This window comes from Vibrio sp. Y29_XK_CS5 (assembly GCF_024181835.1).
Lineage (GTDB): Bacteria > Pseudomonadota > Gammaproteobacteria > Enterobacterales > Vibrionaceae > Vibrio > Vibrio harveyi.
Genome location: NZ_JAMZAM010000004.1, coordinates 198,796 through 225,152, shown reverse-complemented (window position 1 = coordinate 225,152; position 26,357 = coordinate 198,796). Strand labels below are relative to the sequence as shown.

Annotated in this window: 19 protein-coding genes and 1 pseudogene; 8 read left to right on the top strand and 12 right to left on the bottom strand. The window is 43.6% G+C overall.

Annotated elements, in window-relative coordinates; translation table 11 throughout:
- Positions 1 to 182 precede the first annotated feature (182 nt).
- Entirely contained in the window at positions 183 to 1,064 is an 882-nt protein-coding gene (locus NL647_RS17255; RefSeq protein ID WP_005446023.1) for a LysR family transcriptional regulator, read from the top strand.
- Between the two features lie 360 nt (positions 1,065 to 1,424).
- Here the strand turns inward: NL647_RS17255 and NL647_RS17250 are convergent.
- Positions 1,425 to 1,755 (bottom strand): annotated as a pseudogene (locus NL647_RS17250) (tyrosine-type recombinase/integrase); the annotation flags it as partial.
- A 228-nt stretch (positions 1,756 to 1,983) separates the two neighbouring features.
- Between NL647_RS17250 and NL647_RS17245 the strand changes: the two are divergent.
- Together NL647_RS17245 and NL647_RS17240 are read left to right on the top strand one after the other, a co-directional pair.
- Positions 1,984 to 2,799 (top strand): caspase family protein, encoded by an 816-nt coding sequence (locus NL647_RS17245; RefSeq protein ID WP_101945304.1) that lies wholly within the window; start codon positions 1,984 to 1,986, stop codon positions 2,797 to 2,799.
- Positions 2,800 to 2,823: 24 nt separating this feature from the next.
- Entirely contained in the window at positions 2,824 to 3,075 is a 252-nt protein-coding gene (locus NL647_RS17240; protein WP_101945303.1) for a hypothetical protein, read from the top strand.
- 654 nt (positions 3,076 to 3,729) lie between these two features.
- On the opposite strand, the gene NL647_RS17235 is transcribed toward NL647_RS17240, so the two are convergent.
- From NL647_RS17235 to NL647_RS17205, 7 genes are all read right to left on the bottom strand, one after another.
- Positions 3,730 to 5,559, bottom strand: a complete 1,830-nt coding sequence (locus NL647_RS17235) for a hypothetical protein (protein ID WP_253650439.1) — start codon at positions 5,557 to 5,559, stop codon at positions 3,730 to 3,732.
- Positions 5,556 to 8,087, bottom strand: a complete 2,532-nt coding sequence (locus NL647_RS17230) for an AAA family ATPase (protein WP_253650438.1) — start codon at positions 8,085 to 8,087, stop codon at positions 5,556 to 5,558. Before NL647_RS17230 ends, NL647_RS17235 begins: the two co-directional genes overlap by 4 nt.
- Before the next feature lie 572 nt (positions 8,088 to 8,659).
- Positions 8,660 to 9,811 (bottom strand): ABC transporter permease, encoded by a 1,152-nt coding sequence (locus NL647_RS17225; RefSeq protein ID WP_009703302.1) that lies wholly within the window; start codon positions 9,809 to 9,811, stop codon positions 8,660 to 8,662.
- Positions 9,808 to 10,995 carry an ABC transporter permease gene (locus NL647_RS17220; RefSeq protein WP_253650437.1) on the bottom strand — a complete coding sequence of 396 codons (1,188 nt, stop codon included), beginning with the start codon at positions 10,993 to 10,995 and terminating at the stop codon, positions 9,808 to 9,810. Before NL647_RS17220 ends, NL647_RS17225 begins: the two co-directional genes overlap by 4 nt.
- Positions 10,996 to 11,013: 18 nt before the next feature.
- Positions 11,014 to 11,994, bottom strand: a complete 981-nt coding sequence (locus NL647_RS17215; RefSeq protein ID WP_005446013.1) for an HlyD family secretion protein — start codon at positions 11,992 to 11,994, stop codon at positions 11,014 to 11,016.
- A gap of 3 nt (positions 11,995 to 11,997) precedes the next feature.
- The gene (locus NL647_RS17210; RefSeq protein WP_253650436.1) at positions 11,998 to 13,413 is read right to left on the bottom strand and encodes a TolC family protein; all 1,416 of its coding nucleotides are present in this window, start codon (positions 13,411 to 13,413) and stop codon (positions 11,998 to 12,000) included.
- A 150-nt stretch (positions 13,414 to 13,563) separates the two neighbouring features.
- Positions 13,564 to 13,791, bottom strand: coding sequence for a hypothetical protein (locus tag NL647_RS17205; RefSeq protein WP_005446009.1), 228 nt, complete (start codon positions 13,789 to 13,791; stop codon positions 13,564 to 13,566).
- Between the two features lie 580 nt (positions 13,792 to 14,371).
- Here NL647_RS17205 and NL647_RS17200 point away from each other — a divergent pair.
- Together NL647_RS17200 and NL647_RS17195 are read left to right on the top strand one after the other, a co-directional pair.
- Positions 14,372 to 15,991, top strand: coding sequence for a sensor histidine kinase (locus NL647_RS17200; RefSeq protein ID WP_053050054.1), 1,620 nt, complete (start codon positions 14,372 to 14,374; stop codon positions 15,989 to 15,991).
- Positions 15,988 to 16,674, top strand: a complete 687-nt coding sequence (locus NL647_RS17195) for a response regulator (protein WP_047516752.1) — start codon at positions 15,988 to 15,990, stop codon at positions 16,672 to 16,674. Before NL647_RS17200 ends, NL647_RS17195 begins: the two co-directional genes overlap by 4 nt.
- A 160-nt stretch (positions 16,675 to 16,834) precedes the next feature.
- On the opposite strand, the gene NL647_RS17190 is transcribed toward NL647_RS17195, so the two are convergent.
- Together NL647_RS17190 and NL647_RS17185 are read right to left on the bottom strand one after the other, a co-directional pair.
- Positions 16,835 to 18,970, bottom strand: coding sequence for a TonB-dependent siderophore receptor (locus tag NL647_RS17190; protein WP_053052801.1), 2,136 nt, complete (start codon positions 18,968 to 18,970; stop codon positions 16,835 to 16,837).
- 122 nt (positions 18,971 to 19,092) lie between these two features.
- Positions 19,093 to 20,031 carry an AraC family transcriptional regulator gene (locus NL647_RS17185; RefSeq protein WP_045489113.1) on the bottom strand — a complete coding sequence of 313 codons (939 nt, stop codon included), beginning with the start codon at positions 20,029 to 20,031 and terminating at the stop codon, positions 19,093 to 19,095.
- Between the two features lie 545 nt (positions 20,032 to 20,576).
- Here NL647_RS17185 and zwf point away from each other — a divergent pair.
- Genes zwf through gnd form a run of 3 tightly spaced genes read left to right on the top strand, consistent with a single transcriptional unit; the run spans position 20,577 to position 24,281 of the window.
- Positions 20,577 to 22,079 carry a glucose-6-phosphate dehydrogenase gene (gene zwf / locus NL647_RS17180; protein ID WP_005445999.1) on the top strand — a complete coding sequence of 501 codons (1,503 nt, stop codon included), beginning with the start codon at positions 20,577 to 20,579 and terminating at the stop codon, positions 22,077 to 22,079.
- Positions 22,076 to 22,792 (top strand): 6-phosphogluconolactonase, encoded by a 717-nt coding sequence (gene pgl, locus NL647_RS17175; protein ID WP_009697496.1) that lies wholly within the window; start codon positions 22,076 to 22,078, stop codon positions 22,790 to 22,792. The genes zwf and pgl overlap by 4 nt, the downstream gene beginning before the upstream one ends.
- Positions 22,793 to 22,832: 40 nt before the next feature.
- Positions 22,833 to 24,281 (top strand): decarboxylating NADP(+)-dependent phosphogluconate dehydrogenase, encoded by a 1,449-nt coding sequence (gene gnd / locus NL647_RS17170; RefSeq protein ID WP_005445995.1) that lies wholly within the window; start codon positions 22,833 to 22,835, stop codon positions 24,279 to 24,281.
- Between the two features lie 178 nt (positions 24,282 to 24,459).
- On the opposite strand, the gene NL647_RS17165 is transcribed toward gnd, so the two are convergent.
- Positions 24,460 to 25,398: a universal stress protein gene (locus NL647_RS17165; RefSeq protein WP_009697497.1), complete on the bottom strand. Its 939-nt coding sequence runs from the start codon at positions 25,396 to 25,398 to the stop codon at positions 24,460 to 24,462.
- Between the two features lie 229 nt (positions 25,399 to 25,627).
- A complete protein-coding gene (locus NL647_RS17160; RefSeq protein ID WP_017818098.1) occupies positions 25,628 to 26,338 on the bottom strand; it encodes an EAL domain-containing protein in 711 nt (236 codons plus the stop codon).
- Positions 26,339 to 26,357 lie beyond the last annotated feature (19 nt).

Here is a 26,357-nt window from a genome sequence, read left to right as displayed (position 1 = left end):
TCTCTTGTTTGTTAGGTTCAGGTACATAGCAACGAATGTGTTTATCAAGATGTTGCTGAGTCCTGATTTGGTGGAGAGATTCTGCGTTGAAATTCCATTGCAAAAAATAGGTTATTTAACAAATGATATTTGTTATAAATGCAATAATTAAAATTAAACGGTTCAGAAAATGGTAGGCAAAAATGCGTACAAAATCGGATGATTTAGAAATTCTACTTTCTGTGATCGATACTGGCGGATTTACAGCGGCAGCAGACAGTTTAAATATACAGGTGGCACGGGCATCGCGAGCGGTAAGTAAGGTGGAAAGCCAACTTGGTGTGACGATATTAAACAGAACGACAAGGCGGATTGAATTAACGGATGAGGGGCGACAATTTGTTGATTCGGTACGAATAGGATTAATGCAGTTGCAGTTGGCAGAAGATGAGATCATATCCCGTGGTGAATTACCCAAAGGGAAGTTACGCGTCGATGCCGCCAGTCCATTTGTCTTTCATCAGTTAGTGCCTTTGGTACAGTCGTTTAATCAAGCTTACCCTGATATTGATTTGGAGCTGACCTCCAACGAAGGGTTCGTAGATTTGCTAGAGAAGAAAACCGATGTCGCTATTCGAATCGGTGCATTAAGTGACTCAACGTTACATGCGAAGCCTTTGGGTAGAAGTTTACTTTACATTGTGGCTTCACCTGATTATTTAGCAAAGCGTGGCTTTCCGAGCCAAAGTAGTGATTTAGAGCATCATAGTACGATAGGGTTTTCAACGCCGAAAACGCTTAATGAATGGCCTTTGAAAGGTTTTTCTGGACTAATACCAACGCTAACTTCAAGTAATGGTGAAACAGTAAGACAACTTGCTTTGATGGGAAATGGTATCGCCTGTCTGTCTGGGTTTATGGTTAAGAAAGACATTGCTGAGGGAAGATTAATTTCTTTATTAGAGGGAGAAAAAATCAGTCATTCCGGTCGAGAACAAATCAATGCGGTTTATTATAAATCTTCTTCTGTCGCCAAGAGGATTTCTGCGTTCATTGATTTTATTCAGCCGAAGTTGGATCTGTAGCTCGTTCAAAGCGAGACCATCAGTGAACTTATTATTAATGTATCGGTTGAGGTTGGAGTCATTGTATGAGCTTGATGTCTCTGATGAAATATATTGTTTCACCGTCTTCCTCTAGTGTGTAGATCTTATCAGACAGATTAGACTCTTATAAGAGCTGCTCTTCCAATCCCTATATTCTTCATGAATTGCTAATGGTCAATTCTTAGTAACGTTTCTTTGTCCAAAGGCGTGCTGACAAGGTATGTAACACGAAATTGCCCCAAAGTAATTTAGACTACTTACTCAGTTCGATTATCTGCTCCAAATAAGCCCTAGTTTTTCTTATGTTCGGTTCATGACGAACATAAATCGGCGACCAGATTATTTGTTTGCCTTGTGGTTTTCAACAGAGGTTTTATTTAGTGGACTTACAGTAACCGCAAAAATGTTCGCCAATAACATGCGTATAGATTTGTGTCGTCGCTACAACTGAATGTCCTAATAGCTCTTGAACTGTTCGGATGTCCTGTCCAGAACACAGTAATTCTGTCGCAAATCTGTGACGAAACGTATGACAAGTAACCCGCTTATTAAACAACCTTGCTCGCTGTGCTGTACGTTTTAAAGCCTTTCGTGGTGCGGAGTCGTGCAAATGATGGCGACAAGGTTGATTGGTTAGTGAATGTCTACAGATAGTCGTAGACGGGAAGATTATTGTTAATAAATGGATTTATGTTGAAGAAACTCAATATAACGTGCCATGTTAAAAAATTATAACAGGCCGGCTCGTTTTCATGTGATGAAGTAGTAAATAATATCAATATGCTCTATGTTTTATATGGTTATGATTTTCGATTAAAAGTTAGGCTGGCGACAATACGAGCCGACCTGTTATTAAGAATGTTATATTTTATTTTGAAGTATATCTAGAGGAAGGAAGATGAAAAAAGCACTACTTATAGGTATCTCAAACTACAACGGTAAGTATTCAAATCTACCCGGTTGCTTAAACGATATGAATGAATGGGCTTCCTTGTTGAAATCGCATTATGGATTCACAACTGAGGGAACTCGTTTGCTCGCAGATAATAGAGCCACGAAAATGAATATATTAGACCGGTTAGAGTGGCTATTTTCAGGAGATGGTCTTGATGAAATTGTACTGTTTTTTGCTGGTCACGGCGCGCGGCTCCGGCGACGAGATTATGAAACAGGCGATCTAGACGATAACATGGATGAAACATTAGTTTGCTTTCCTGAAGTGAAAGAGGACATTCAAGAGCACCTTCTATTTGACGATGAACTTTTAGGTATTATTCAATCTAAAAATCTACCAGATTCAGTGAATGTCACATTCATTTTTGATTCTTGCCACTCCGGTGGAATGGCAAGAACGGTAGTGATTTCCGATGAAACAGATATAGCTAGATCTATCGTTCTACCATCAGACATCGCAGCCCGAACAATACCTGACTTGCCTATTAAGCGCATGGGGAGTCTAAATCAAGAGGATGGTATCAACCATGTGATAGTAAGTGCAGCATTAGATATCGAATCTGCTTGGGATGCGAAAATGGACGACGGCTTACGGCACGGAGCGTTTTCTTATTATGCGACAAGATTTTTAGAACAAAATACGTCTATGTCTTATGCCTCGCTAATAGATAATGTTACCGAGAAGGTTACAGAAAGATTCCCTCAGCATCCGCGTTTGTTGGGGAATAATGGGCGCTTTAATAGCGCATTTTTGAAGTAACTATTAACAATAGGAAATTAAGTTATGGCTAGTATTAAAGATTGTTGTATTACTTTTCCCATCGGCGATTGTGATTTAACAGATGTTGAGGGAGTTAAGAGTAGAATTATTGACGTAATTGATAGTCCGGACTTTGGTGGCTGTTTTGGTGATCTAGATGTTCAAGTTCGCACCCTCCAAGCGGGTCCTACACCTAGAGGTGAAGGTTCTGTAAGCTGTAAGGCCGATTCAAGTGGTAAAGTTAGTTGCGAAGGCAAGGTAAGCTGGAAATTCTAACTCGGCGAATATAACAAGCTCGTCAAGCGGACAGGTTTTCGCTCCAGCTTATTGTGTATTTCGTTTCGCTTCATTTTTACACAACAAACTTACGCAAAAACCTGCCGCTTACGCGTGCGTTATGCAGTTGGTTGTAAAATCTCATAGGGTCTTCTCCGTTTTGGTTTTGTCGCCTTCCAGCTTAGCCGAGAGGTTAAGTTGGAGGAGAAGGCTCAATGAGTGTCAAAGCAGTTCACACAGAAACCAAAATCTTCGCACCTTAGTCGCTGCGGTTTTGGTTCCGGTGTGTGCAGAGTTACTTTTCCATACCTCAACTAATCCGTTACATTCTAATTTAGTAATATAACTGACACGAAATTGTCCAATGATGAGCTAGCTATCGTGGCTAGCTCAGATCTTCCCCAAAACGATTCAGAGCATAAGTTCTTTCCCACCTCGTCCTAGTGCTTTGTTCTATCAAAAGTCATCCGATTCAAGTCTCCGTTAATACTCCAAGCTCCCGCACTTGTTCTATCGTTCTCTGTTAAGAAATCAGGTTATGCAAAATCTACTTCTGAATTCTGTGGGCTAACTGAAGTCCAGTAAATCCCCACTTCATTGAAGTGGGGAAGCGGGGTAGTTTATAGTAAACGCAGAGCTAATATACCATTTAGATCAACTAATTAGCCTCATTTCAGCGTTCATAATCTCTAATATTGATAGCAGATGCTCTTTTAAGAGTGTGTGCTCTGTTGGCTTTACTAATATAGCCGTAGCTTGTGGAAGCACAGGGTATTTGCCGTTCAAACAATGCTGTGGAGATACTGTTCGAACTATTGTCCCACTCTTGTCATGAGGAAACATCAGTAGTAGTAAATTGATAGGAGATACACCTAACCTGCCCTGACTATTTACTTGATGTATGTTTAGTAAATACTTTCGTGTTAAGGAGTCAATATCAAAGCGTCTAATAGTCGAAGCATCTTTGTATTTAGAATCTAGAACAATGGTAACAGGTTTATGCCAGTGTTTTGATTCGATCTTTAACACGAAGTCAGGGCAGTAGTGGTGAGCCCCGTACTCATTCCGTCTTGATAGACTTGTATCAACTAGATCCCCAGAAGAGCTACTTGATGAGAACGGATATATCTTTGGTTCATATAAAAGTTCAATATCAAAGGCTTCACTCTCATAGCTAAAGTGATTATTGGTTTCTCCTTGAGGCCTTTGGCGTTCTACACCTCCGAAAGGGTGCTGCTCACCATGCTCTTTGTAGCATTGATTACTGAGCTGAACATCAAAACAGTTTTTGATCGTTTCATGGACAATCAAAAGAGAAGCTGTTTCGTATACTATCGACAGATTTTTTAGTCCCAATAGTAAATTTGCGCCTTCAAATGTCGGTGCAGGAGCTTTATAACACTTTTCTATTAGCCCAAATGTTTTTCTATAGTGAGGATGTCTTACAACATATGACGTTAGTTTAGGTTGAATCCCTGGCTGAGTTTTAGCTGGAATTTTTGTAGAAAAGGTTCTCTTGAGTTGTTCGACAGACAAGATTAGCGCGTCTATCTGATTCGACTTGTGATCTAATGCTAGTTGAGTGTACTGGCGCATTGTATGGTCAAATCTAACGTATTCCTGATCTACTAAAGCATCATCAGTGCTGCTTTTTATTGATAGTTGCTCTTTGATCTCATAAAGAAAGTGCATGATGTTATGAAGAAAGGTATGAATCACCCTGTTTTCAAAAACATCTCTGTCCTTAATTATGTTTTCTTTGGGTAATGAGTCTAGTCGATACCCTCTATTATTATAAAGCAGGTTAGCTTCATCAATGCTAGCTGGAGACACTATATCTAGGTTTGTCAAAACCCAATGAACTGAATCGGGGCCTGTTGGCTGCCCCTGTTCAGAAAGTTCGAGTTCGGGTTTCCATGTATACTTGTGCTCTCGAACAAACATAGGAATTGCTTCTGTTAGGTAAGAAACAGCACTTTGGATTATATCTAAGCGGCTAAAATTGAAGTTTTTTGAGTCGTCATAACCAACAGACAGTTTGCTTCTAGAGAAGCAAATTGAAACGGCATCATCTAAATGGTTAGTTATGTAGCTCAACATCTCGTTGGCTAGTTGGGCGTTGTCCCTTCTAGCTAAAATATTGATAGTTTGAGAATGATATAAGCTATTTTCTTTCTCAAAGCAAAGACTCACTTCACTCTCGCCAAAGAAGTTATAGAAATAGCGAGAAGAGTGAGAGCCAAACTCCTCTGTAGTTCTGAAGTTTCTATCAGTACCATCAAAGTGGCTAAACTCTAACTCTAACGGGATGTCAGATAGAACAATATGAGGGTGGCCTAGCTTTTCGAAAGATTGCTCATCAACTGAAACCAGAAACTGTATATTACTAGTTTCTCTAATATTTATCTGTGCGTCAGAGATTGAAGTGAGGTCATGCACAACCTCATCTTCATTATGAACTGAGATTAATTTCCAGTTAATCATAAGTTAAAGCCGTAAGTGAACATGTTCTGTTCACCAGTATCAATAATTCTTCTCAACATTTTCTGAGACAGCTCCATTTCATCAGGTATAACATTTTTAAGTTGTTCTAACCTTTGACCGAAATTCTTGCCGTATCCGTTGAGCAACGGAATAATGTGCTGACTCACCGAGTAATCTAAAGCCGTAAGCCTACTATCGATATACATCGAAGATGTAACGTTATGGTAAGCACGAATAGCTTTCACTTTACGGAATGACACATTTACTGGTGTTCCAAATTCAGCTTTGTCATCTCTTAAAGTATCGATGATCACTTTCAATGTTCTGTCAATGTCTTGGGGAAGCTCTAGAGACTTAGCTGAAAAGGCTTCTATAAACTGATTACCCGAGATAGGTGTTATATCTAATTCCCCTAGGCTAGATGCTGTATTTAGAGATAAATCATAATCAGGTTCGATCTCGTCAAAGCTAATGATGGAGGCACGATCAAGCATTCTAGGGGTCAAGGCTTGAACTGACTCATCGTTGTTGATGGTTCCAAGGAATCTTAGATACTGAGGAATTTCAAGGTAAGGCACTTCTTGGTCTCCTGTTGCAACTATTCTCTTAGATTCAGGATCTGACATTTCTAAAAATGGACTGAAGTAGTGTTCAGGTTGACTCAAATTGAATTCATCTAGTAAACATATTGCAGGAGCTGCTTCTTGTTTCTTTTTTACCTCACGATCCAATTGAGTTAAAAGGTCATAGAGCCCCGTAGCAGATGAGTTGAATGAACTAGAAAGAGCATTATAGAAGCCTAATACGTCTTTGGAACTGGTCCACCCTCTTGCTACAGGGATATTCAATAGTCGGTTTTGCAGGCCAAGACTGTTTCCTAACATTTTTGCTAGAGACGTTTTTCCCGTACCAGGACGGCCAGAGAACAAAGTAAACTGTGACTGGGCAACAGTAGTCAGAATATTAGTTACTGTGTTGTAGTCCGTTTTTCTTCCTAGCTTATTTAGCGCCTCTAGAGTGTCTTTAATCAAACTATCTCTAATTTCATCAGGATCGTTGGAAGTGGAAGTTCTTACAGGAACAGAATAATTGATAGACTCTCCTTTCTTTCTTGGAGCTATCCCTGATAGAGCATCAACATCTGGTTTAAGTTTAAGAAGTCGAGTTGTGAGTTTTTCATTCTCAGCTTTTAGTTCCGCTCGAACCCTTTCAACCTCCACTTGCATCTCCGCACAGGATTTTTCTTCATTTCTCTTGTGTCGTTCAAGGTATTTGATTTCATCATTGAGTTTTTCAACGGTATCGAGTTCAGAGTATTTACTAGTGAGTGTAGTTAGCTGGCTGTCTACTTTATCCAACTCTTTTTTCTTTTGCTCTATCATTCTATCGAATTGCTCTTGATGCTTTTTCGATAAAGCTTCAAGAGCTTCAGTTGACTCGTTGTTGAGTTCCATTTCCTCGCGTTGCCTCTGAGCTTTTCTGATCTCTGAGACAATGAGTTCCTTTTTCTCTTGAAGCTCTTCTAGTTCAGCTATTTTAGTTGAGTGGTCGTTTTCAAGCTTTTCAATATAGGCTTGCTTCTCGCCTTTGAAGAAATCTTCTCTGTGTTGATCTATGTATTTCGCAATTAAGTCTTTACCAGCATTAGTGACTAAGAAGCTATCAATGAGGTCTTTTCTTGTTCCTTCCCAGCTACTTGAAATTTCTAAAGCCTCAAATAGTCTCTTGAAACGTTCTGGAAATTTACGTTGTTCATGGCTTGAAGCAAATGACTTACGAATCTGAGCGATAGTACCCTTGTTGAACATGCGAATTTCAGCATTTTGGGCGATCTTCGAGCCATAAGTTGAAATTATTTGATCATTCGAGATGTAGTCAATGAACTCGGCGTTTTCAAAACACTTTTTTATGTTTCCTAGTAAAGTGGGTTGACCAGTTTTCTCATACAGTGACTGTATGTATTGTGGAGAATATATTTTTCCAATATGGAAGGAAGGTGTAGTGGTGTTGATCGGTGTAGTTATAGCTTTGATTTTTAGAATATGCTCTTCTTTTGATGAGTCCTTTAGGTAGGAGTAGTCAAATGGGCCGTAGATATTTTCGTCGTCTCTAAGTAGGATAGGTTTAGTTAAGGGCTTAGATGGTAGGACTACAATTTGCTCATTGATTGGTGGCAATGGGTGGTCGAATATTTGACAACAAGTTAGCCCTTTTATGTCAGAGCAAGAGCCTAGGCGGGTCACATATCGACAGTCGCCTTCTCGGACTTCGAAGCTAGTTGGAATACAAACGGCTTCAAAGAGCTTGTCTCCAAACTTGTCCTTTAATTCTGAAAACCTTCCTGTAACAAACACTTGTTCCGTTTCGCAAAACAGTTCTGTTCCAGGGCTATTGATTGGGACAATTTCTTCTGTTGGTAAGATTTCATAAAAAGCTCGTAACTTGCCAATGTCACTTTCTGAATTCTCATACCCGCGTTGAATAGAACATATTACTCTGCGCTCGTGTTGTTGACGTTGGTTATCCATGTTTGTTTGTCTCTGTAAGTGTTTGTAGTTTGAGTGTTTGTTTGCGCTATATGGTATAAAAGTTTATTCCATATTGCATACTAAAAATGTCACGACATTACCGAATAGAACAAATTTTGTTTGATTTAACTTTCTTTGCGAATGTATTTTGCAAATCAATAAACAACAAAGGGAGCTACTGTGGGATCGGGCTTAATGGAGTAATACTGGCAGGGTGAGGATGATAAGCCGAAATGTGAGCTAATTTGAGAGATGTTACACAGCAAGCAGAAAAGCAATAGGCCTAAGAAGTAAAAACACTCTCAAGTCTTTCTGTATATGGTGACACTTCGCAGACTTGAACTGCGGACTAATCGATTATGAATAACTAAGTAAGAGTAATGAACAGGCTGAGTTTTTGAATTCATTTGCCATACTTCAGATAATGCAAATCGTCAGAGTGCTCTATGGGTCGTAACTCAGAAATGTCCAGAAGTAAGTCAATGACTCTTCAGCTCAGCTCAGTCACTAGAACACCCACACAAACAGAAAGGGGCTACGTGAGCCCCTTTGCTTTATTGGATAAACAGCCGTTAACCTAAGCTTTCTGTTACTACTGGTTTGGTATTGCGTTTGGCAATCCAGTAAGCAACGCCGCCCCAAAGTACTGTAAGCACCCAAAGAGCAGTCCAGTGTTTTGCGACTTGCTGCCATGTTGCGCCCATTTGGTTGAGTGCTAAAAAGCCTTTGATTGCCCAAGTGCTCGGGCTCAAGTCTGCAAACCAAAGTAGTGGGGCAGGAATCGATTCAACCGGCCAAATAAAGCCTGCTAAGAAGATTAATGGCATTGAGCTAACCAGCACGACCAATGTCACCAACTCGCGTCTTGGTAACAAGTAACCGAGCCATAAACCTAAGCCACAACAGCCGAGCAAGAACGGCAACAGCAAGGTCAACAATTCACCGGCATTGGCAACATGATTGACGTTCAAGCGTTCGAAGCTAAAGCCAAAGTAGTAAGCGCTAAGCAGGTAGTAAATGGCAACGAAGACCAAGGTTCTGGCCAGCAACAGAGCGCCTGTTGGCACTTGTGACCAATACCCACGACCATGGCGCTGAGTACCGGTTTGCAACCCGACTGCCATGATCAATGTTTGTTGAAGGATCAATACAAACACCGCTGGCACCACGTATTCGATGTAGCCCATGGTTGGGTTGAAGGTTGGTTTCATGTTGAGTTTGATTGCAGAGTAGTCATGGCTCGCCATACTCAGTGGCACACCATCGATTACCATCTTGCTTACTTTAACTTGAGCGCCAAGCGTACCACCAGCTTGTGCTAAACCTTCGACGACGGTGCCGTACACCAAGAAGTAAGAAGCGTCGGCGGCATAAGCCAGAGTTGGGCTGCTGCCAAGCATCAAATCTTTGTAGAAGTGTTCTGGAATCACCAAGAAGCCGGTAATTTCACGATTTAAGAATGCTTGTTTTGCATCGGCAATCGTGTGTAATCGTGTCACGACTTTAACCTGGGGCGTCGCGTCAACCATACGCTCTAAGGTTAAACTGGTTTGGCTGCCATCGAGGTTCACAATCGCAATCGGCTGTTCTCTCGGTGTTTGTTGCGCGTATGGAAGCGGGTACAAGAACGAATAAAACACCACGCCACCAAAGACCGTCAGTACCACGACAGGGTTGGTCATCACTGAGCGAAGTTCTGTTTTAATCAGTTGCCACAGTGTCATACAACCTCCTGTTTGCTATCTGTTGAAGATGCGCTGTTTAGCAAAGCTGTGTTGCGATGTTTTGCTAATAAAGCTGCCGTCATCAGTAGCGGGATAATGTACCCAACCATCGGCCAGAGTGAGCCGATAGATTGTGCCGCACTTGCGCCGTAGCTTGCTTGGTCCACTTGAACTTCGATGTAATGCGTAATTGGCAGCAATCCTCTCCATGCATGGGCAAGTGCATTCATGTCTGAAACGGGGAAGGTAATACCCATAAATGCGAAGCTTGGCGCGGTAAATGCGCCAGCAAAGCTCATCGCGCGAGCTGGGTCCATCGATAGGAAGAAGAACAATGCCCCCATGATGATGCATGCGATAGTCGTTACGAACTGCGCTAATAGCATCACCAGATAACTGCCTTCCATCGGCCAATCAAGCACCATGTAGAACCAGACTAAGAACAGCGCGCCTTGTGCTATAAAGACAGGAATGTACTGGCTTAGAATTTTGCTTAGTCGAGTGAAAGGGCGCTCGCCTAAGAAAGCAAAACTATTGTTGCCGTTACCATAAAGGCGAAAATGCGCCGCGAGGATCAAAATGGTGCTGACTACGACACAGATCTGCCAGATCGCCGGAACAATCGCTGTCACCAAAAACTGAGCGTAGTTGGTATTGCGGTTAAATAGAGCCGTAATCTGAGTCGAAATCGGCACTGCTTGACCAACGGCAGTAAGCGTTGTGGTATTCCCCTTTGCTAAGTTACCCATGGTTTCTAGCTGCGCATCAAAATACCCTTGAGATTGCGCGACTGCCGAGTTGATCAACTTGGCGACCAAAATGTATTGGCTGTTAAAGAAGACCGATAACTGCGGTTGTCGATGCAAAAGAATGTCTTGGTCAAATTTAGGTGGAATCACAGCATAAGCGTAGATATCACCCTCGATCATCGCGTTCTTCGCTTCTGTTGAACTAGTGTAGTGATAATCAACAGAAAGAGTGGAAGAGGCATCAAGAGATTGAATCATCTTGCGTGACAACTGCGAGTGCTGCAAATCAACCACACCAATCGGGAGATCTCTTGCAATACCTGCAGAGAAAACACCCCAAATAGTGACGACCAATAAGATCGGCACCCATGTCAGGCAAGATAATAACCACTTATCGCGCCGCAGGATTTGTCGTTGTGAGATTTGAATCGTCATAATCTTAAGCCAACGCGATTACAGCTCAACCACAACACTCATGCCCATGCGTAGCTCAGGCTCTGGTTGGGTAGGGCGAGCTTCCACTTCGAATGTGCGAAGATCAAAACCTTTCGATGCGTCTGTCGCGCGCCATGTAGCGAAATCGCCCATTACGGCAACATGGGTGACTTTAAACTCAACGTCTTTATCCAATGCTGGTAGGTAAGCTTTAAAGGTCGTGCCTTTGGTGAAGTGTTTGAGCAAATCTTCGCGTACGTTCAGTGTTGCCCAAGAATCTTGGGTATCGATAACCGTCACAACCGGGAAGCCTTGAGGTGCAAGTTCGCCGCTCTGCAGTAAAACTTGAGAGACTTCACCATCAAACCAGCTGTAGATTTGCGTGTCTTTGGCATACGCTTCTACTTCCGCTACTGCGCCAGCCGCCATGCGTGCTTTTTCTGCTGCTGCGACTTTGGTTTCGCTACGCGCGCCTTCTTTCGCCATGTTGTACATTTGGAACGCTGCGCTTTCGGTGTATTTAGATGCTTGCCATTGCGTCATGGCTTCGTCGCGTTTTTGCTCCGCAACTACGCCATCTTTATAAAGGTTGTTTACACGTTGGTAGGTCTTTTCCATCAAATCTGCAGCCGCTTTCGCTTTCAACCATTGGTCTTTTGCGGCTTGGATTTGTTGCTCACGTGCACCTTTTTCTGCTTCTAGGGCCAATGCGCCAGCGGCTTTTTCACCTGCCTTGGCTTGCTCCAATTTTGCTTCTATTTCTGGGCTGTGAAGGGTAAAGATCAACTGACCTTTTTCGACATCATCGCCTTTGCGCACCATGACTTCATCAATACGACCAGGAACTTTAGAAGAGATGCTGTATTGCTGCGCTTCAATCAACCCCTGTAAACGTGCCGGTTCTGGTTGATACGCTTGGTAGAACTGATAACCAACCCAAGAAGCGACACCCAAAGCGCAAAGTGATAGTAGAGCGGGTTTTAGAGATTTTGCTGCCATGACTTATTTTGCCTCTTTGGATGCTGATGCTGGAACGTAAGCAGTATGTTGGTATTGAACGAAGCTGTTCATTTCGCTGCTCAGTGCTAATAGTTTGGTTAAAGAAATCAGATAACGGAAACGTGCCGCTGATTGCTGTGTTTCTACGCTGGCGACATACAGTTGCGCGTCAACGACATCCAAAGAGGACGATAAGCCCTGAGTGAATGCTTTTTCGCGCAAGCGTAGGTTCTCGTCCGCAAGGGCGATGCTAGATTCTAGACCTTGCACTTCATCAATGGCTTGTTGTGCTTCTAGGTAGGTCTTTTGTACCAGAAGCGACAAGTCTTGCTTCGCTTGTGATTTCAGCGCATCCACTTGGGTGACCATGCTTTGTGCCGCTTTTACTTTCTCGCTACGACCAGTGGACTCAATCAGAGGGATGTTAACGCCAACACCCACTAGCCAATCCGGTTTCATTTGGCTGGCAAGGGAATCGTCTTCATATAGGCTGTAATCACCGTATAGGTAAACTTCCGGATAGTATTTGCCTTTCTCGGCTTTGATTAAGCTCGACGCTTGTTTGTGCTTGGCATCCAACAAATCTAAGCCGGGGTAGGTCAGTAGTGTTTGATCAACAAACGCACTCAACGGTGGAAGGTTGTTGTTGATAAACAGCGTTTCTGAAGGTTCTACTGAATCGTTCTGCGCTAAGATCTTGCCCAAAGCCGCTTGGGCAATACTCAGGTCACTGGCGGCTTTGCGCGTCTCGACCTTAGCCTTGTCTAATGACGCTTCCGCTTGAAGGCGCTCAACACGGGCGATTTGACCTTGCTCTTCCATTTTAATCGCAAAATCACGGTGCTTGGTTAAGCCTTTTTCTACTGCTTGACGTGTTGCTAATACTTCTTTGGCGAGCACGACCGAGAAGTAGTATTTGGAGAGATCTTCAAAGCGAGCTTGCTGCTCCATTGCGAGTTGGCTTTTTGCCTCGTCCGTTTTACCTTCTGCGGCGGTTTGAGCTGCATTGATGCGACCGCCAGTAAATATCGGCCAGATAGCACGAATCGAAGAAGAGAAGATGTCGCGTTCGGTGATCGTCGATGTGGTATTCGCAAGAGCGCTAAAAATAGGTTGGAAAACAGGTGGCACGCTAATGTGTTGCCCAGTGCTGTCGAGAATTTGCTGACCAGACAGTGTTACGTCGGTATCTAAGCGTGTGTAGTTCGCACCAATACTGACTTGCGGTAAATTGAGGTTATCAGTTGCGCTTTGTTGGTATTCGTAGCTTTCAACATTGGCACGTTGTGCTTTAAGGGAATAGTTGTTTTCTAACAACAAATTCCATGCATCATCGAATGTGATGGGAGCCGAGTGACAGGCAAGAGAAATTGAGCTGCTGAGAAGACCCAAAATCCAGAACTTTCCGGTTTGTTTCATAGTGGCTACTTTGTTTTAGAGTATAAGCTCTAATATAAAGTATTCACTACAAAGTGTTAAGTGATTGGGCAAAAGAAATGTTGGTTAAATGTTGCGCCCAGTTAAGTGGGGCTTAGCTGGACGCACCGTTGTTGTGTGACTTGTACTGATTCACTTCATCGAAGGGCAGTGAAATTCTGCTCTCCACTCAAGCTGACGAGAGCCTCGCATAGTATTCAGTAAGTCTTTACCACTCATCTGTGGGAATGAAAGCAGCACCTTGAGATCAGAAGAACTGGTGTCACTCTTTTCATAAGCCCTGACGTGCGTAAACGTTGAATACATATTCTCTGACAGCATAGCCTTATTCAGGCAAATTCCAAATGTATCGCGTTCCATGTTTTGGTGTTCCTTCTAACTATAAAAGCACCTCTGTTTATAGTTATTGCAATTGCAGATGGTGTCTAAGTGGTTGTCCTACGGTCAGTATTTGTATTTTTATCAATGTATCTTCAATTTACTGACGCAAGTGTTGAGCGTTAAATAGACTTCCAGTTGGCTGCTTTCTTTATTCGAAGCTCTGCTAGGCTTCTTGACTAAAAATTATACGATCGAAAGTCTAAAAACGCCTCAAAAACCGCTAAATTTGGTGTGATCATGTTCAAGATTTAGATGGCAATTTATGTATGATGTTGAATAAATTACAACATTATTTCGTTAGCATTATGATTGAATTTTGATATTTCACGGCGGCTATAAATGCGCTAAATGAGCCATGAGTGACAAAGCTAAGTGTTGGAACGGGTTTGTTCGAACTGAAGAAAGCACGGCACGCCTATAAATTAACCGTAAACCGTTCAGAACGTTTCGTCTGTTCACAGATTTGTCATTTGATTAGAGCGAGCATGTTAACTCAGTGTTAACTTAGGCAAGTGTGCCACAGTGACGTGGAAAACTGGCGAAGATAAAGGAAATATCAATGAGTTGGAGTCGGATCAGCTTTCGTAAGCGCATGCTTATTATTATGACGCTGTCGGGGTTGATCGAACTTCTTATTCTGGTGGCTGCGGGCTTTACCTACCTAAAATTCGACCAAGAACAAGAGATGGGGGAGAAAGCGCTTGGCGTTGCTCGTTTCTTGTCTACTTCTCATATTGTTCGCGAAATGATTGAGTCTCAGAATACCGATCCTTATCAACAGCGGTTTCGTGAAATGACTGAGGCACTTGGTGCTGCGTTCATTGTGATTGGGGATAAAAATGGTGTGCGTTTGATTCACCCTGTCGACGAGCGCATCGGTAAGCCAATGAAAGGCGGCGACAACCAACGAGCGCTGGTGGAAGGTAAATCATACATCTCGACGGCTCAAGGATCATTGGGTTATTCCGTCCGTGGTAAAGCGGCAATTTTCGATCAACAAGGCAACATCATTGGTGTGGTTTCGGTCGGTTATTTGCTGGAACGCTTACAAGACCGCATCGAGCCTTTCTTTGCATTCCTTATCTTAATGGCATTGATCGTTGTTGCTGCCAACGCGATTGTTTCCAACTATGCATCCCGAAAATTTCAGCGTGCCATTTTGGGTTTTGAACCAGAGGAAATTGGACGTTTGTACGGTGAACTCGACGTCACCATGAGCACCATTAAAGAAGGGGTATTAAGTATTGATGCCCAAGGTGTATTGCGTTCCATCAACCGAAGTGCGTGTCAGATTTTAGGTATTGAAAGGGAATTGGCTCTGAATAAACCGCTGACAGATACCCTGCGAGACAGCGATTTGTATACCGTGCTGGAAACAGGGCAAGAAGATCACGATATCGAGATCTTCCTTAATCACAAGCGTTTAATTGCCAACCGTTCGCCAATCTACGTCGAAGGAAAAATCGTCGGTGCGGTTTCCAGTTTCCGTCTGCGTGATGAAATAAACGAACTTACTGAACAGCTTTCGCAAACTAAAGAATACGCCGATTTGCTTCGCTCTCAGACTCACGAGCACAGAAATAAGCTTAATACGATCAGCGGATTGGTTCAGATGGGGGAACTCGAAGCGGTTCAACAATTGATTGGGCAAGAGACAGCGCACTATCAAGCGATGATAGAATTTTTACGCGATACCATCAAAGACCCGCTTATTGCTGGCATGTTACTGGGTAAAACCGAGCGTGCACGTGAACTGGGATTACAGTTAGTGGTAGAAGAAGGCAGTCGATTGGAGCCATTACCTGAGTGGTTAAATGCAGAAGATCTGGTCACGGTACTTGGCAACCTAATCGACAACGCTTTCGATGCGACGCTGTCTGCTATTCGTGTTGAATCTGCGTTTGCATTAGAGCGCCGCAGCATTGATGTGTCGATCAGTGATTATGGCAACGAAGTGATTTTAGAGGTTGTCGACCAAGGGTGTGGACTGCCGGAAAACATTGAGCCACAAGAGCTCTTGAAAAAGGGCATTTCAACCAAGTCGCGTCAGAATCGAGGTGTGGGATTGCATCTTGTTAATCAACTGGCGACGCGTTATCACGGTTATGTTGAGATGCTACCAAATACAGAACATGGAACGAGAATTACCGTGTATTTGCCTAAGGAAGAACAAGTATGAATACGGCAACGCGAGTCATGATCATCGAGGATGATATTGCCATTGCAGAGTTACATCATAAATATCTGAGCCAACTCTCTGGCTTGGAAGTGGTGGGCATTGCAACGACACGGATGGAAGCAGAGTTACAGCTTGAGGTGCTCAAGCCTGATTTGCTGCTCATGGATGTGTACTTACCCGATGGAACAGGATTAGAGATCCTCAATACGTTGCGTGCGAACAATCAAACTTGTGATGTGATTTTAATTACCGCGGCAAGAGACGTAGATACACTGCAACAAGCGATGCGAGGCGGGGTAGTTGATTATCTGCTTAAGCCAGTGATGTTTCCAAGGTTGGAGGCCGCATTGCAAAAGTACATTTCGCAACGCCAACAACTCAATGTCGCAGAAAGCTTGGACCAGAATTTAGTTGATAAGATGCTGCAATCAAATGTGGTACCAGACACGTCGTCGCACAGATTGCCCAAAGGGATTGATGGGGTAACTTTGGATAAAATTCGAGGATTGTTCGTCGGTGAAGAGATGTATACGGCGGATGAAGCTGGAGAGCAAATTGGTGCCAGCCGAACAACGGCCAGACGTTATTTGGAATACTTGATCAGTTCTGGTGAATTAGAGGCAGACTTAAACTATGGCACGGTAGGGCGACCTGAGCGTTGTTATAGAAAAGTGACAAGGTAACTTAATTCGAACTTTAAATACTGTTCAGAAGCGTTCTGTAGTAAAAGCTAAGAGAAATGAAAAGCGGTGGCTTATTGGTAGCCACCGCTTTTGATTTGTGAGATATACAGTTTGTTTTTATGTTCTCGAAAAAGAACTTGTTTGAGCGGCTTGTTAGGCGTTAGAACTTGTACTCAAGCTTCGCTTCGATAGATCGTTCAGCACCAAACCAACAGTTGTTCTTGTCATAACAGCTGTAGTATTCCTCATCAAAGATATTGCTCGCAGACAGCGTGACGCTTGCGCCGTCGAGTGATTGTGAAGCCGCCGATAAGTCATAGCTCGCCGCTAGGTCAACCAAGGTGTAATCTGGCACTTGGTCACTGTTTTGTGCATCCATTTCTGTTTTACCTACGTAACGAACGCCAGCACTGGTGCGAAGCCCTGTTAAAGTACCTTCGTAGTAGTAATTTGCCCATAAAGAAGCGGTTTGTTCTGGTACCCACACTGGCGTTTTGCCTTCTTGGTGGTAATAGCTGTCTTCTTTAATTTCCATATTGATATAGGTGTAGTTTAGCGTTAGGTCAGCTTGCGGCGTTGCTTGCCATTTCGCTTCTAGCTCTGCACCTTGAGAAACCACTTCACCAGCTTGGTATTGCGGTGCGTATGGGTTGTTAGGATCGGTCAAGATCGCGTTTTTCTTGGTGATATGGAACAGCGCTAGGTTGCCTGATACGTCACCACCCAGAGGGGCGTATTTGAAGCCCAGCTCCCATTGATGACCAGTAGAAGGGTCGAACGCTTTACCTGATGCATCAGCTCCCGCGATTGGTTCAAAACTCTCTGAGTAAGTCAGGTAAGGAGACAGACCAAAATCAAGCTCGTATAACGCACCAACTCGGAAAGATACGTTGTTTTCATCAAGCTTTTCCTTGCTCGGTGTGACTGTGCCTAGGTAATCACTCACAGTGTTGGTGTCGGATTCGTATTTATCCCAGCGAAGTCCGGCAATCATCACAAGGTTGTTGTAGCGAAGTTGGTCTTGGAAGTAAACGCCAAGCTGTTTCGTCTTGATATCCAGTGCCTGCTGGTAAGCGAACTTTAGAGCGTCGCGGTCAATCTGATTGTGATTAGGATTAAAGATGTCTTGCGTAAGTGAGTAACCTAAGGTGTCTTTGTATTTCACATCAGAATCTAGGTATTGGTAATCTAACCCAAGTAGCAAGTTATGCTCGAAATTGCCATGGGCAACGTAGCCTGATAATTGGTTATCAATCACAAATGAAGTTGAATCTTCATCCGTGAGGTAAGCATTACGACCAATCGTACGATTATCAGCGGCTAATGGGCTGTTGTACGTGTTTTCTTGGTACGAGTCAGCTGTCATGTAGCGTGCATTTTGCAAGAACTGCCAGTTGTTGTTGAAGTCGTGCAGAATTTTGTAGCCAATCATCAACACTTCACGTTCATAGGTGTTCCAGTTTTTGTCGCCCAAGTAAGTATCAGGAGACAACGAACCGAGTGGGTTATCGAGAACGGAGCCCGCTGCTGGAACTGTGGTGTAAATACCTGCCGAAGGATCGTTTTGGTAGTACACGTTGACATTAACAAGCGTTTTGTCTGTCGCTTGCCAGTCGAATGACGGCGCAATCAGATAACGCTCGTCTTCTGATGTCTCTGCTTGCCCATCTCGCTGTTTCGCCATCCCTACGATGCGGTAGTTCACGTTTGAATCACCAATTTGCCCCGTGGTGTCGAAGTTCACTTCTTTCAGGCTGTTGGTGCCAGTACTGACTGATACCGTGTTAGCTGGCTCAGATTGCGGAGTCTTTGCGATGATGTTGACCATGCCGCCTGGTGGAATGTTTCCATATAAAACAGACGTAGGTCCTTTGAACACTTCAACTTGCTCAACCGCAGCTGCATCAATTTGTGGCTGTAAGTTCCAACCGTTGAATAGGAGAGGGAGACCATCGTAGAAGTTGGTGTAGTTAATGAAACCACGGATATTGAATAGGTCTAGACGCGTAACGGCACCACCGCGTAGTTCGGTATTTACACCAGATGAGTAACGAAGTGCTTCGCTGACCGTGCTCACTCCGCGTAAATCCATTTCATCCTTCGTGATGATGGTGATTGCCTGTGGGGTTTCTTCTGGTTCTAATGACGTTTTTGTTGCCGTATTTCGGTAAGTCTCACCTAATACGGTCATTGTTTCGAGTTGAGTTACGTCTTCGTCAGCAACAGCGTGTCCTGCGATCAGCGCAGAAACAACAACTGCAAGTGTTGAGCGATGAAATTTAATCGGGGTTTCCATTTTTCCTAATTCCACTACTTTTTCTAGTTATTGATAATGATTGTTATTTGTATTTTATAGATGGGAAAAATAGAAAAGTTAACAATTTGGTGCAACTCGCTCTAAAGGATAGGACTTTTCTCTTACTTCGAGTGTCGGCTGTAACAACGCTCTACGGGTAACCAGTATTGCATTTGGGCGTTATCACTGTCGGGTTGGTAGTCTGCCGGATAGTTTTCAAGCTCATACCCATCGACGCCGCGATAATTTGAAGCAGGTAACCAACACATGATGAACCACTCAAGGGTTTGTGCAAGTTTCGCTGCCTTACCGATGTGAGTGATTACGGCATAAGTTTGCTGTGGTACGAATAAGGTCTCTAACTGGTCAGACACTGCATTTGGAATGCTTGGTAAATGGACATTGTCGTCGAGTTCATAACCTGCCCAATATTGAAGATTCGAACCATCAAAGTGAGGGTGGGTAACATCAATAACACCGAGATGGCGAACTGGTGGCTCTTCGACTTGATCGGCAATAAGAGAAAGCTGAAGCCACAACTGCGGGACTTTGTAATGGAAGTTTGGAGAAGGGGAGAACAAACCGCTGATTGGTTGAGAAAGCCCCTGTAGATAAAAGCTTGGTTTCGTTTCTATCTTTACTTCGATAAAGTGCCCGTCATTGTGCGACGCTTCTGGAAGGTGGCGTAACGTAAATGGTTTACGTAACCCTGATAACTGTTGGTTCTTTCTATATTCGCGAGGGCTGACAGAAAACATCTGCTTGAATGCGCGGCTGAATGCGTGCTCGGAGGCAAACCCCATTTCCAGCGCAATATCCAAAGAGCGCTCACTTCCGCCGACTAATCGCTCTGCTGCGTAGCTTAACTTAAGCTCTCTAACGTAGTTTGCAACCGAAAGTCCTGTTTGCTGTTGAAACACGCGCTGCAACTGCCAGCGAGACCAGCAACTTTGTTGCGAAATGTCATCAACGCTCAAAGGGGAATCAAGATTACTATGAATGTAATCCAATACGCCTTGAATACGATGCGTCGATTGCTGTTTTGCTGAGCCCTGATTCATAGCAGTCCTAACGTGTGCTGATAGAATTCTCCATTATCTTTAATTAAGTATCATTATCAACAACTATGAAGTAGAGTTGTAAATTCTGCATAGTGCACAGAGCTTATGTAATGGATTGCAAAATTGAACAATAAATAATCTTTTTAGAGTTTTTGCTTAAATTTTATCACTAGGCCGGGCAGGGTATTTATTTCTTTTAATTCAATTAATTATGATGATTTGTGTAAATTATTTAAACGTTTGCACCGCCAAGTGTTGATGTAAATCAAATAGTCGTAGACAATACGCCCCCGTGTCGGAAATCTCCTCCGAAGAGTGCAAGGTTGTACTCGAGAGACATAAGCGTCTTATATGACCTCCAAATGTTGAGAACCTGACTATGTTTAAGGGGCTCAGTAGTTGTAGTGATTTGAGACTATAGGCTTTACCTATCAACGTAATAGGTAAGACCAATTTTCTATTTTTGAGTGCCATTGATAGGGTTGGCTCAATCCTTTAGCCGTATCCGGGCACACAATAAGTACCTCGTTTTTAAGGGAAAGATGATGGTAATACCAGAAAACAGCAGCATCGTTATTTTTGGTGCTTCAGGTGACCTTACGTACCGTAAGTTAATTCCTGCTCTCTACCACCTCTATGCGAACAAACAGCTTCCAGAGAATTTTGCCATTCTTGGCGTAAGTCGTACTGAGTACAGCGACGATTCTTACCGCGAAAAGCTGAAAAAATCGCTTCAGGAAATGGAGAAAACTGAGCCAGAAACGCTTAATGCATTTATCAATCACCTGCATTACCAAGCAATCAATACTTCTGACACACAAGATTACAGCAAGTTGGCGACACGCTTAGACCAACTGGCAAACGAATACCAATTCGAACAACGTAATACGCTTTTCTATCTTGCAACGCCACCAAGCCTATACAGCGTGATTCCTGCAAGCCTTGCAGCTCACGGTCTGAACAATGAGGAAGATGGTTGGAAGCGTCTGATCATTGAGAAACCATTCGGGTACGACCTTGAATCAGCGCGTTCACTGGATAAAGAGATCCACGAACACTTCCAAGAGCATCAGATCTACCGTATCGACCACTACCTAGGTAAAGAAACGGTTCAAAACCTGCTTGTACTTCGTTTCTCTAACGCTATGTTTGAGCCGTTGTGGAACCGTAACTTCATTGATTACGTGGAAATCACAGGCGCAGAATTCTTAGGCGTAGAAGAGCGTGGCGGTTACTACGATGGTTCAGGTGCGGTTCGCGACATGTTCCAAAACCACTTGCTACAAGTACTGGCAATGGTTGGTATGGAGCCACCTGCACAAATCAATGCTGACGCGATGCGTGATGAAGTCGTGAAAGTGCTTCAGTGTCTTAAACCACTGGATGAAGACGCACTTCGTAACGATTTAGTATTGGGTCAGTACACGGCGTCTGAAGTTCGTGGTCAACAACTTCCAGGTTACCGTGAAGAGAACGGCGTAGCAGACGATTCTCGTACTGAGACTTACATCGGTCTGAAAGCTTACATCAACAACTGGCGTTGGAATGGCGTGCCTTTCTACGTACGTACAGGTAAGCGTCTACCGACTCGCGTGACAGAAGTGGTTATCCACTTTAAACAAACACCACACCCAGTGTTTGGACAAAACGCACCAGAGAACAAGCTGATTATTCGTATTCAGCCAGACGAAGGCATCCAAATGAGCTTTGGTCTGAAAGAGCCGGGCGCAGGCTTTAAAGCGAAGGAAGTGAAAATGAACTTCCACTACGCTGACCTGCAAGAAACCCAAATGCTAACTGCTTATGAGCGTCTACTTCTTGATGCCCTAAACGGTGATGCGACGCTATTTGCTCGTAGCGATGCGGTTGAAGCGTGTTGGAAATACGTGCAACCAATTCTAGATTTCAAGCAAGACCCACAAGCGCTATTCGGATACGCATGTGGTACATGGGGACCAAAAGAAGCGGACGACTTGCTACAGCGAGCTAACCGCGCATGGCGTTTCCCTTGTAAAAACCTAACAGATACGGACTACTGCGAACTATGATCAACCACAAGATCTACCAAACAGCAGAGCAGGTAGTAGAAAGCCTTGCTAACGATATGAAAGCGTTTAGCGAAATGGGCCGACCTGTTCACATCTCTCTTTCTGGCGGCAGCACACCTAAAATGCTGTTTAAGCTTTTGGCAACAGAGGCTTACGCGACGTCAATTCAGTGGCAAAACCTCCACTTTTGGTGGGGTGATGAGCGCTGCGTTGCGCCTGATGATGCAGAAAGCAACTATGGCGAAGCAAATGCTCTACTCTTTACGCAGGTCAATATTCCTGCTGAGAACATTCACCGTATCCGTGGTGAAGAAGAGCCAAAAGTAGAAGCAGAACGTTTTGCGAAAGAGATGGCAGAAGTGATTCCAACTGAAAATGGCACTCCTGTGTTTGATTGGATCTTGCTTGGTGTTGGCGCAGATGGTCATACTGCATCACTGTTCCCAGGTCAGACAAACTACGATGATGAGAACCTATCAGTGTTGGCGTCTCATCCTGAGTCTGGTCAGATTCGCGTATCAAAGACGGCACGCGTATTAGAAGCAGCGAAGCGCATCAGTTACTTAGTACTTGGTGCTGGTAAAGCAGATATCATTGAAGAGATTAACAGCTCACCAGCACGCGTACTTCCATATCCGGCGGCGAAGATCCAAGCGACATCGGGTCTGACGGAATGGTATTTAGATTTAGACGCAGCGGCGAAAATCGTTTAAGACGGTCGCTGGTCGAATAAAAGACAATTGGAGAGAAACAATGAAAGGTGATATCGGTGTAATCGGCCTTGCTGTAATGGGTCAAAACCTTATCCTAAACATGAACGACCACGGCTTTAAAGTTGTGGCTCACAACCGTACTGCTGCTAAAGTAGACGAGTTCCTGGAAGGTCCGGCGAAAGGCACAAACATCATCGGTGCATACTCTCTAGAAGAACTAGTAGAGAAGCTAGAAGCGCCACGTAAAGTGATGTTGATGGTTCGCGCAGGTGAAGTTGTAGACAAGTTCATCGAAGCTCTAGTACCTCTACTAGACAAAGGCGACATCATTATTGACGGCGGTAACACTAATTACCCAGATACAAACCGTCGCGTTGCTGCACTACGTGAAAAAGGCATCCACTTCATCGGCACTGGTGTATCTGGTGGTGAAGAAGGTGCTCGTTTTGGTCCATCTATTATGCCTGGTGGTTCTGCTGAAGCATGGGAAGCTGTTAAGCCTATCTTCCAAGGTATTGCAGCGAAAACTGACGCTGGTGAGCCTTGTTGTGACTGGGTTGGTAACGATGGTGCAGGTCACTTCGTTAAGATGGTACACAACGGTATCGAATACGGCGACATGCAGCTTATCACCGAAGCTTACCAGTTCATGAAAGATGGTCTTGGTATGTCTGCAGATGAGATGCAAGCTGTATTCGCAGATTGGAACAAGACTGAGCTAGATAGCTACCTTGTTGAAATCACTGCTGACATCCTTGGCTACAAAGATGAAGACGGTGAACCACTAGTAGAGAAGATCCTAGATACAGCGGGCCAAAAAGGTACTGGTAAATGGACTGGTATCAACGCACTAGACTTAGGTATTCCACTGACTCTTATCTCTGAATCTGTATTCTCTCGTTGCCTATCTGCATTGAAAGACCAACGTGTTGAAGCTGAGTCTCTATTCGGTAAGACAATCACACCAGTTGAAGGCGACAAGCAAGAGTGGGTTGATGCACTACGTCAAGCACTACTGGCATCTAAAATCATCTCTTACGCTCAAGGCTTCATGCTAATGCGCGAAGCATCGAACGAAAATGGTTGGGACCTAAACTACGGTAACGTAGCACTAATGTGGCGTGGTGGTTGTATCATCCGTTCTGCTTTCCTAGGCAACATTCGTGATGCGTACGAAGCGAACCCAGATATCGCATTCCTAGGTTCTGATGAGTACTTCAAAAACATCCTACAAGGCAGCCTAGCGGCATGGCGTAAAGTAGCAGCGAAATCTCTAGAGTCTGGTATCCCAATGCCATGTACGATTTCTGCGCTATCTTTCCTAGATGGTTACACAACTGCTCGTCTACCAGCGAACCTGCTTCAAGCTCAACGTGACTACTTCGGTGCTCACACTTACGAGCGTACGGATCGTCCACGTGGTGAATTCTTCCACACAAACTGGACTGGTACAGGCGGTAACACAGCGTCGACAACTTACGACGTTTAATTGCGCTTTAGTGATTTAAAACAAAAGGATGCCAAGTGGCATCCTTTTTTAATGACCGTTGCAACCTGTGTTCCTTGGGTTCAAATCTAACGTAACGCGCAGAATCCATACCTTGAAGTCACTTGGGCATATAGGCATATTTCGTCCTTATATTCCCTCCAGGTGTTGGTGTTTTGACTCAAACCGAAAGGGGAGAAACGAAACTCTTTGGTTTTAACGCCACCAAAGAACAGTCAAGTGACTGCAAGACATTCTCTGCAGTATTACCAATGACCATGCCTTGAATGCCCGTTCGAGCAATGGTGCCCATTACAAGCACATCTACATCCTCTTTATTGACCCAGTTTGGTATCTGCTCATCAGCGGAGCCGTGTAAGTGATGGATAAAGAACTCACCATCAATTTCAGAAATTTGGATGATGGAATCCAATGCTTCACGGTGTGCGATTCGGTGAGCATCGATTTGTTGATCGAGCACTTCATCTTCAATCTGAATCCAAATATGATGCCTTAGATAGCTTTCCATCTGATACTCCCAACAAGACACGATGTGCAATTGTTGGTTGTAGGAGTCTGCGATGGAGTGGGCTAACTGGAGAAGATGAACTGTTAATTCTTGTTGCTCTTCACTGGAAATGATGGGATCGATAGCCACCGCCACTCGTTTCGATACCGTTACATGTTTTGCTGCTCGGTTTAGCCATACAGGGCAAGGGCATTTACGCAATAATTTCATATCGAGCGCTTTAAACCCTTTTGTTCCCTCATCCAGTGGCTCAGCATCTTTGATTACCAGATCGTAGTGATGTTTATTAACTTGTTGAATGATAGAGACAACAGGTTTGTCACCACTCTCAACGCTGATTGGGAAAGGCTCTACATCGTCAGAGAAAGGATCATTCAACTGTGCGGTTTTAATGTCAGTAAATAGTGAGTCTATCAGAGAATTTTCGTAGGTCTGTTGGTATTCGCGCATATTGGATGGCATCTCAGGGCACACGATAAGCCCAGATAAGCGAGCGTCATGGATTGTGGCAAGTTTCATTGCTTGTTCCAGTGAGTCACTTTTGCCAGCCAATCCTTGGCTAACGAACAAGATGTTTTTGAATCTTTTCATACGCACCTCCTTTTTATTAAGTGTTGTATCAGAAAGGTTGTATTTCTATGTTTATAGTGTGGTTACTTGACCTGAAACAACATAAATTGGATGTGCAAACTGAGATCAATACCTTAGCTAGATTACGGATGATTGAGTTTGAACGCGGCTTGAAAGTGAAAACGCCCAAAAAGGGAATCTTTGGGCGTTTCGTTATCTGGAGGAATGGCTAGGAAAAGAAAGTCGTTTGTTAAGAACACAACGAAACAGCTTCTTCAGACTGCAATGGGTAAGGGCGCGAATAGTGGTAGCCTTGGACCAAAGAGTGGCACTCTTTAAGCATCTCATGATGTTGAGCGTCTTCGACACCTTCAAAAATCAAACCACGAGAACAAAATGGTGCTAAGAAGTACTCTAACGCTTGTATAGACTCTAGATCCGCGTACTTGAGGAAGCTTTTGTCGATTTTAATACGGTCCCAAAAGATGGTGTCGAGCGACATATTGGCGAGTTTGTTGTTGCTATGATAATCATCCAACCAAATTTCGATGTTGTTTGCCTGTAACTGCGACAAGTTATGGTGTATTTCTTTCGATTCGGTATAGCAATCAAGCTCACTGATTTCTAATGCGAACTTGGCTCCGTTGAAGCTTAAGAGCTTTTGTACAAAGTGCTCGTCAGCCAAACATGAAAGCTTAATATTAAATGAGTGTCGCTGGTGTGGGTATTGGGCGAGAGAAAATTGAATTTGCTGTAAAGCGAGCGTTTGAATAAACGAATTATCTACAATTGAAAAGAAGACGTCGTTATTAATGTTATTTTTGTCAAAAGTACAAATCTTCGATAACGTTTCGTAATATTGAATTTCTTGACTTTTAGGGCAAATGATAGGTTGTACTAATGTTTCTATATCAAAGTCAGTCAATTTGAAGTTAGGCAGGTAAGGCTTATTCCTTTGCATATTATTCACTTTTTCAATT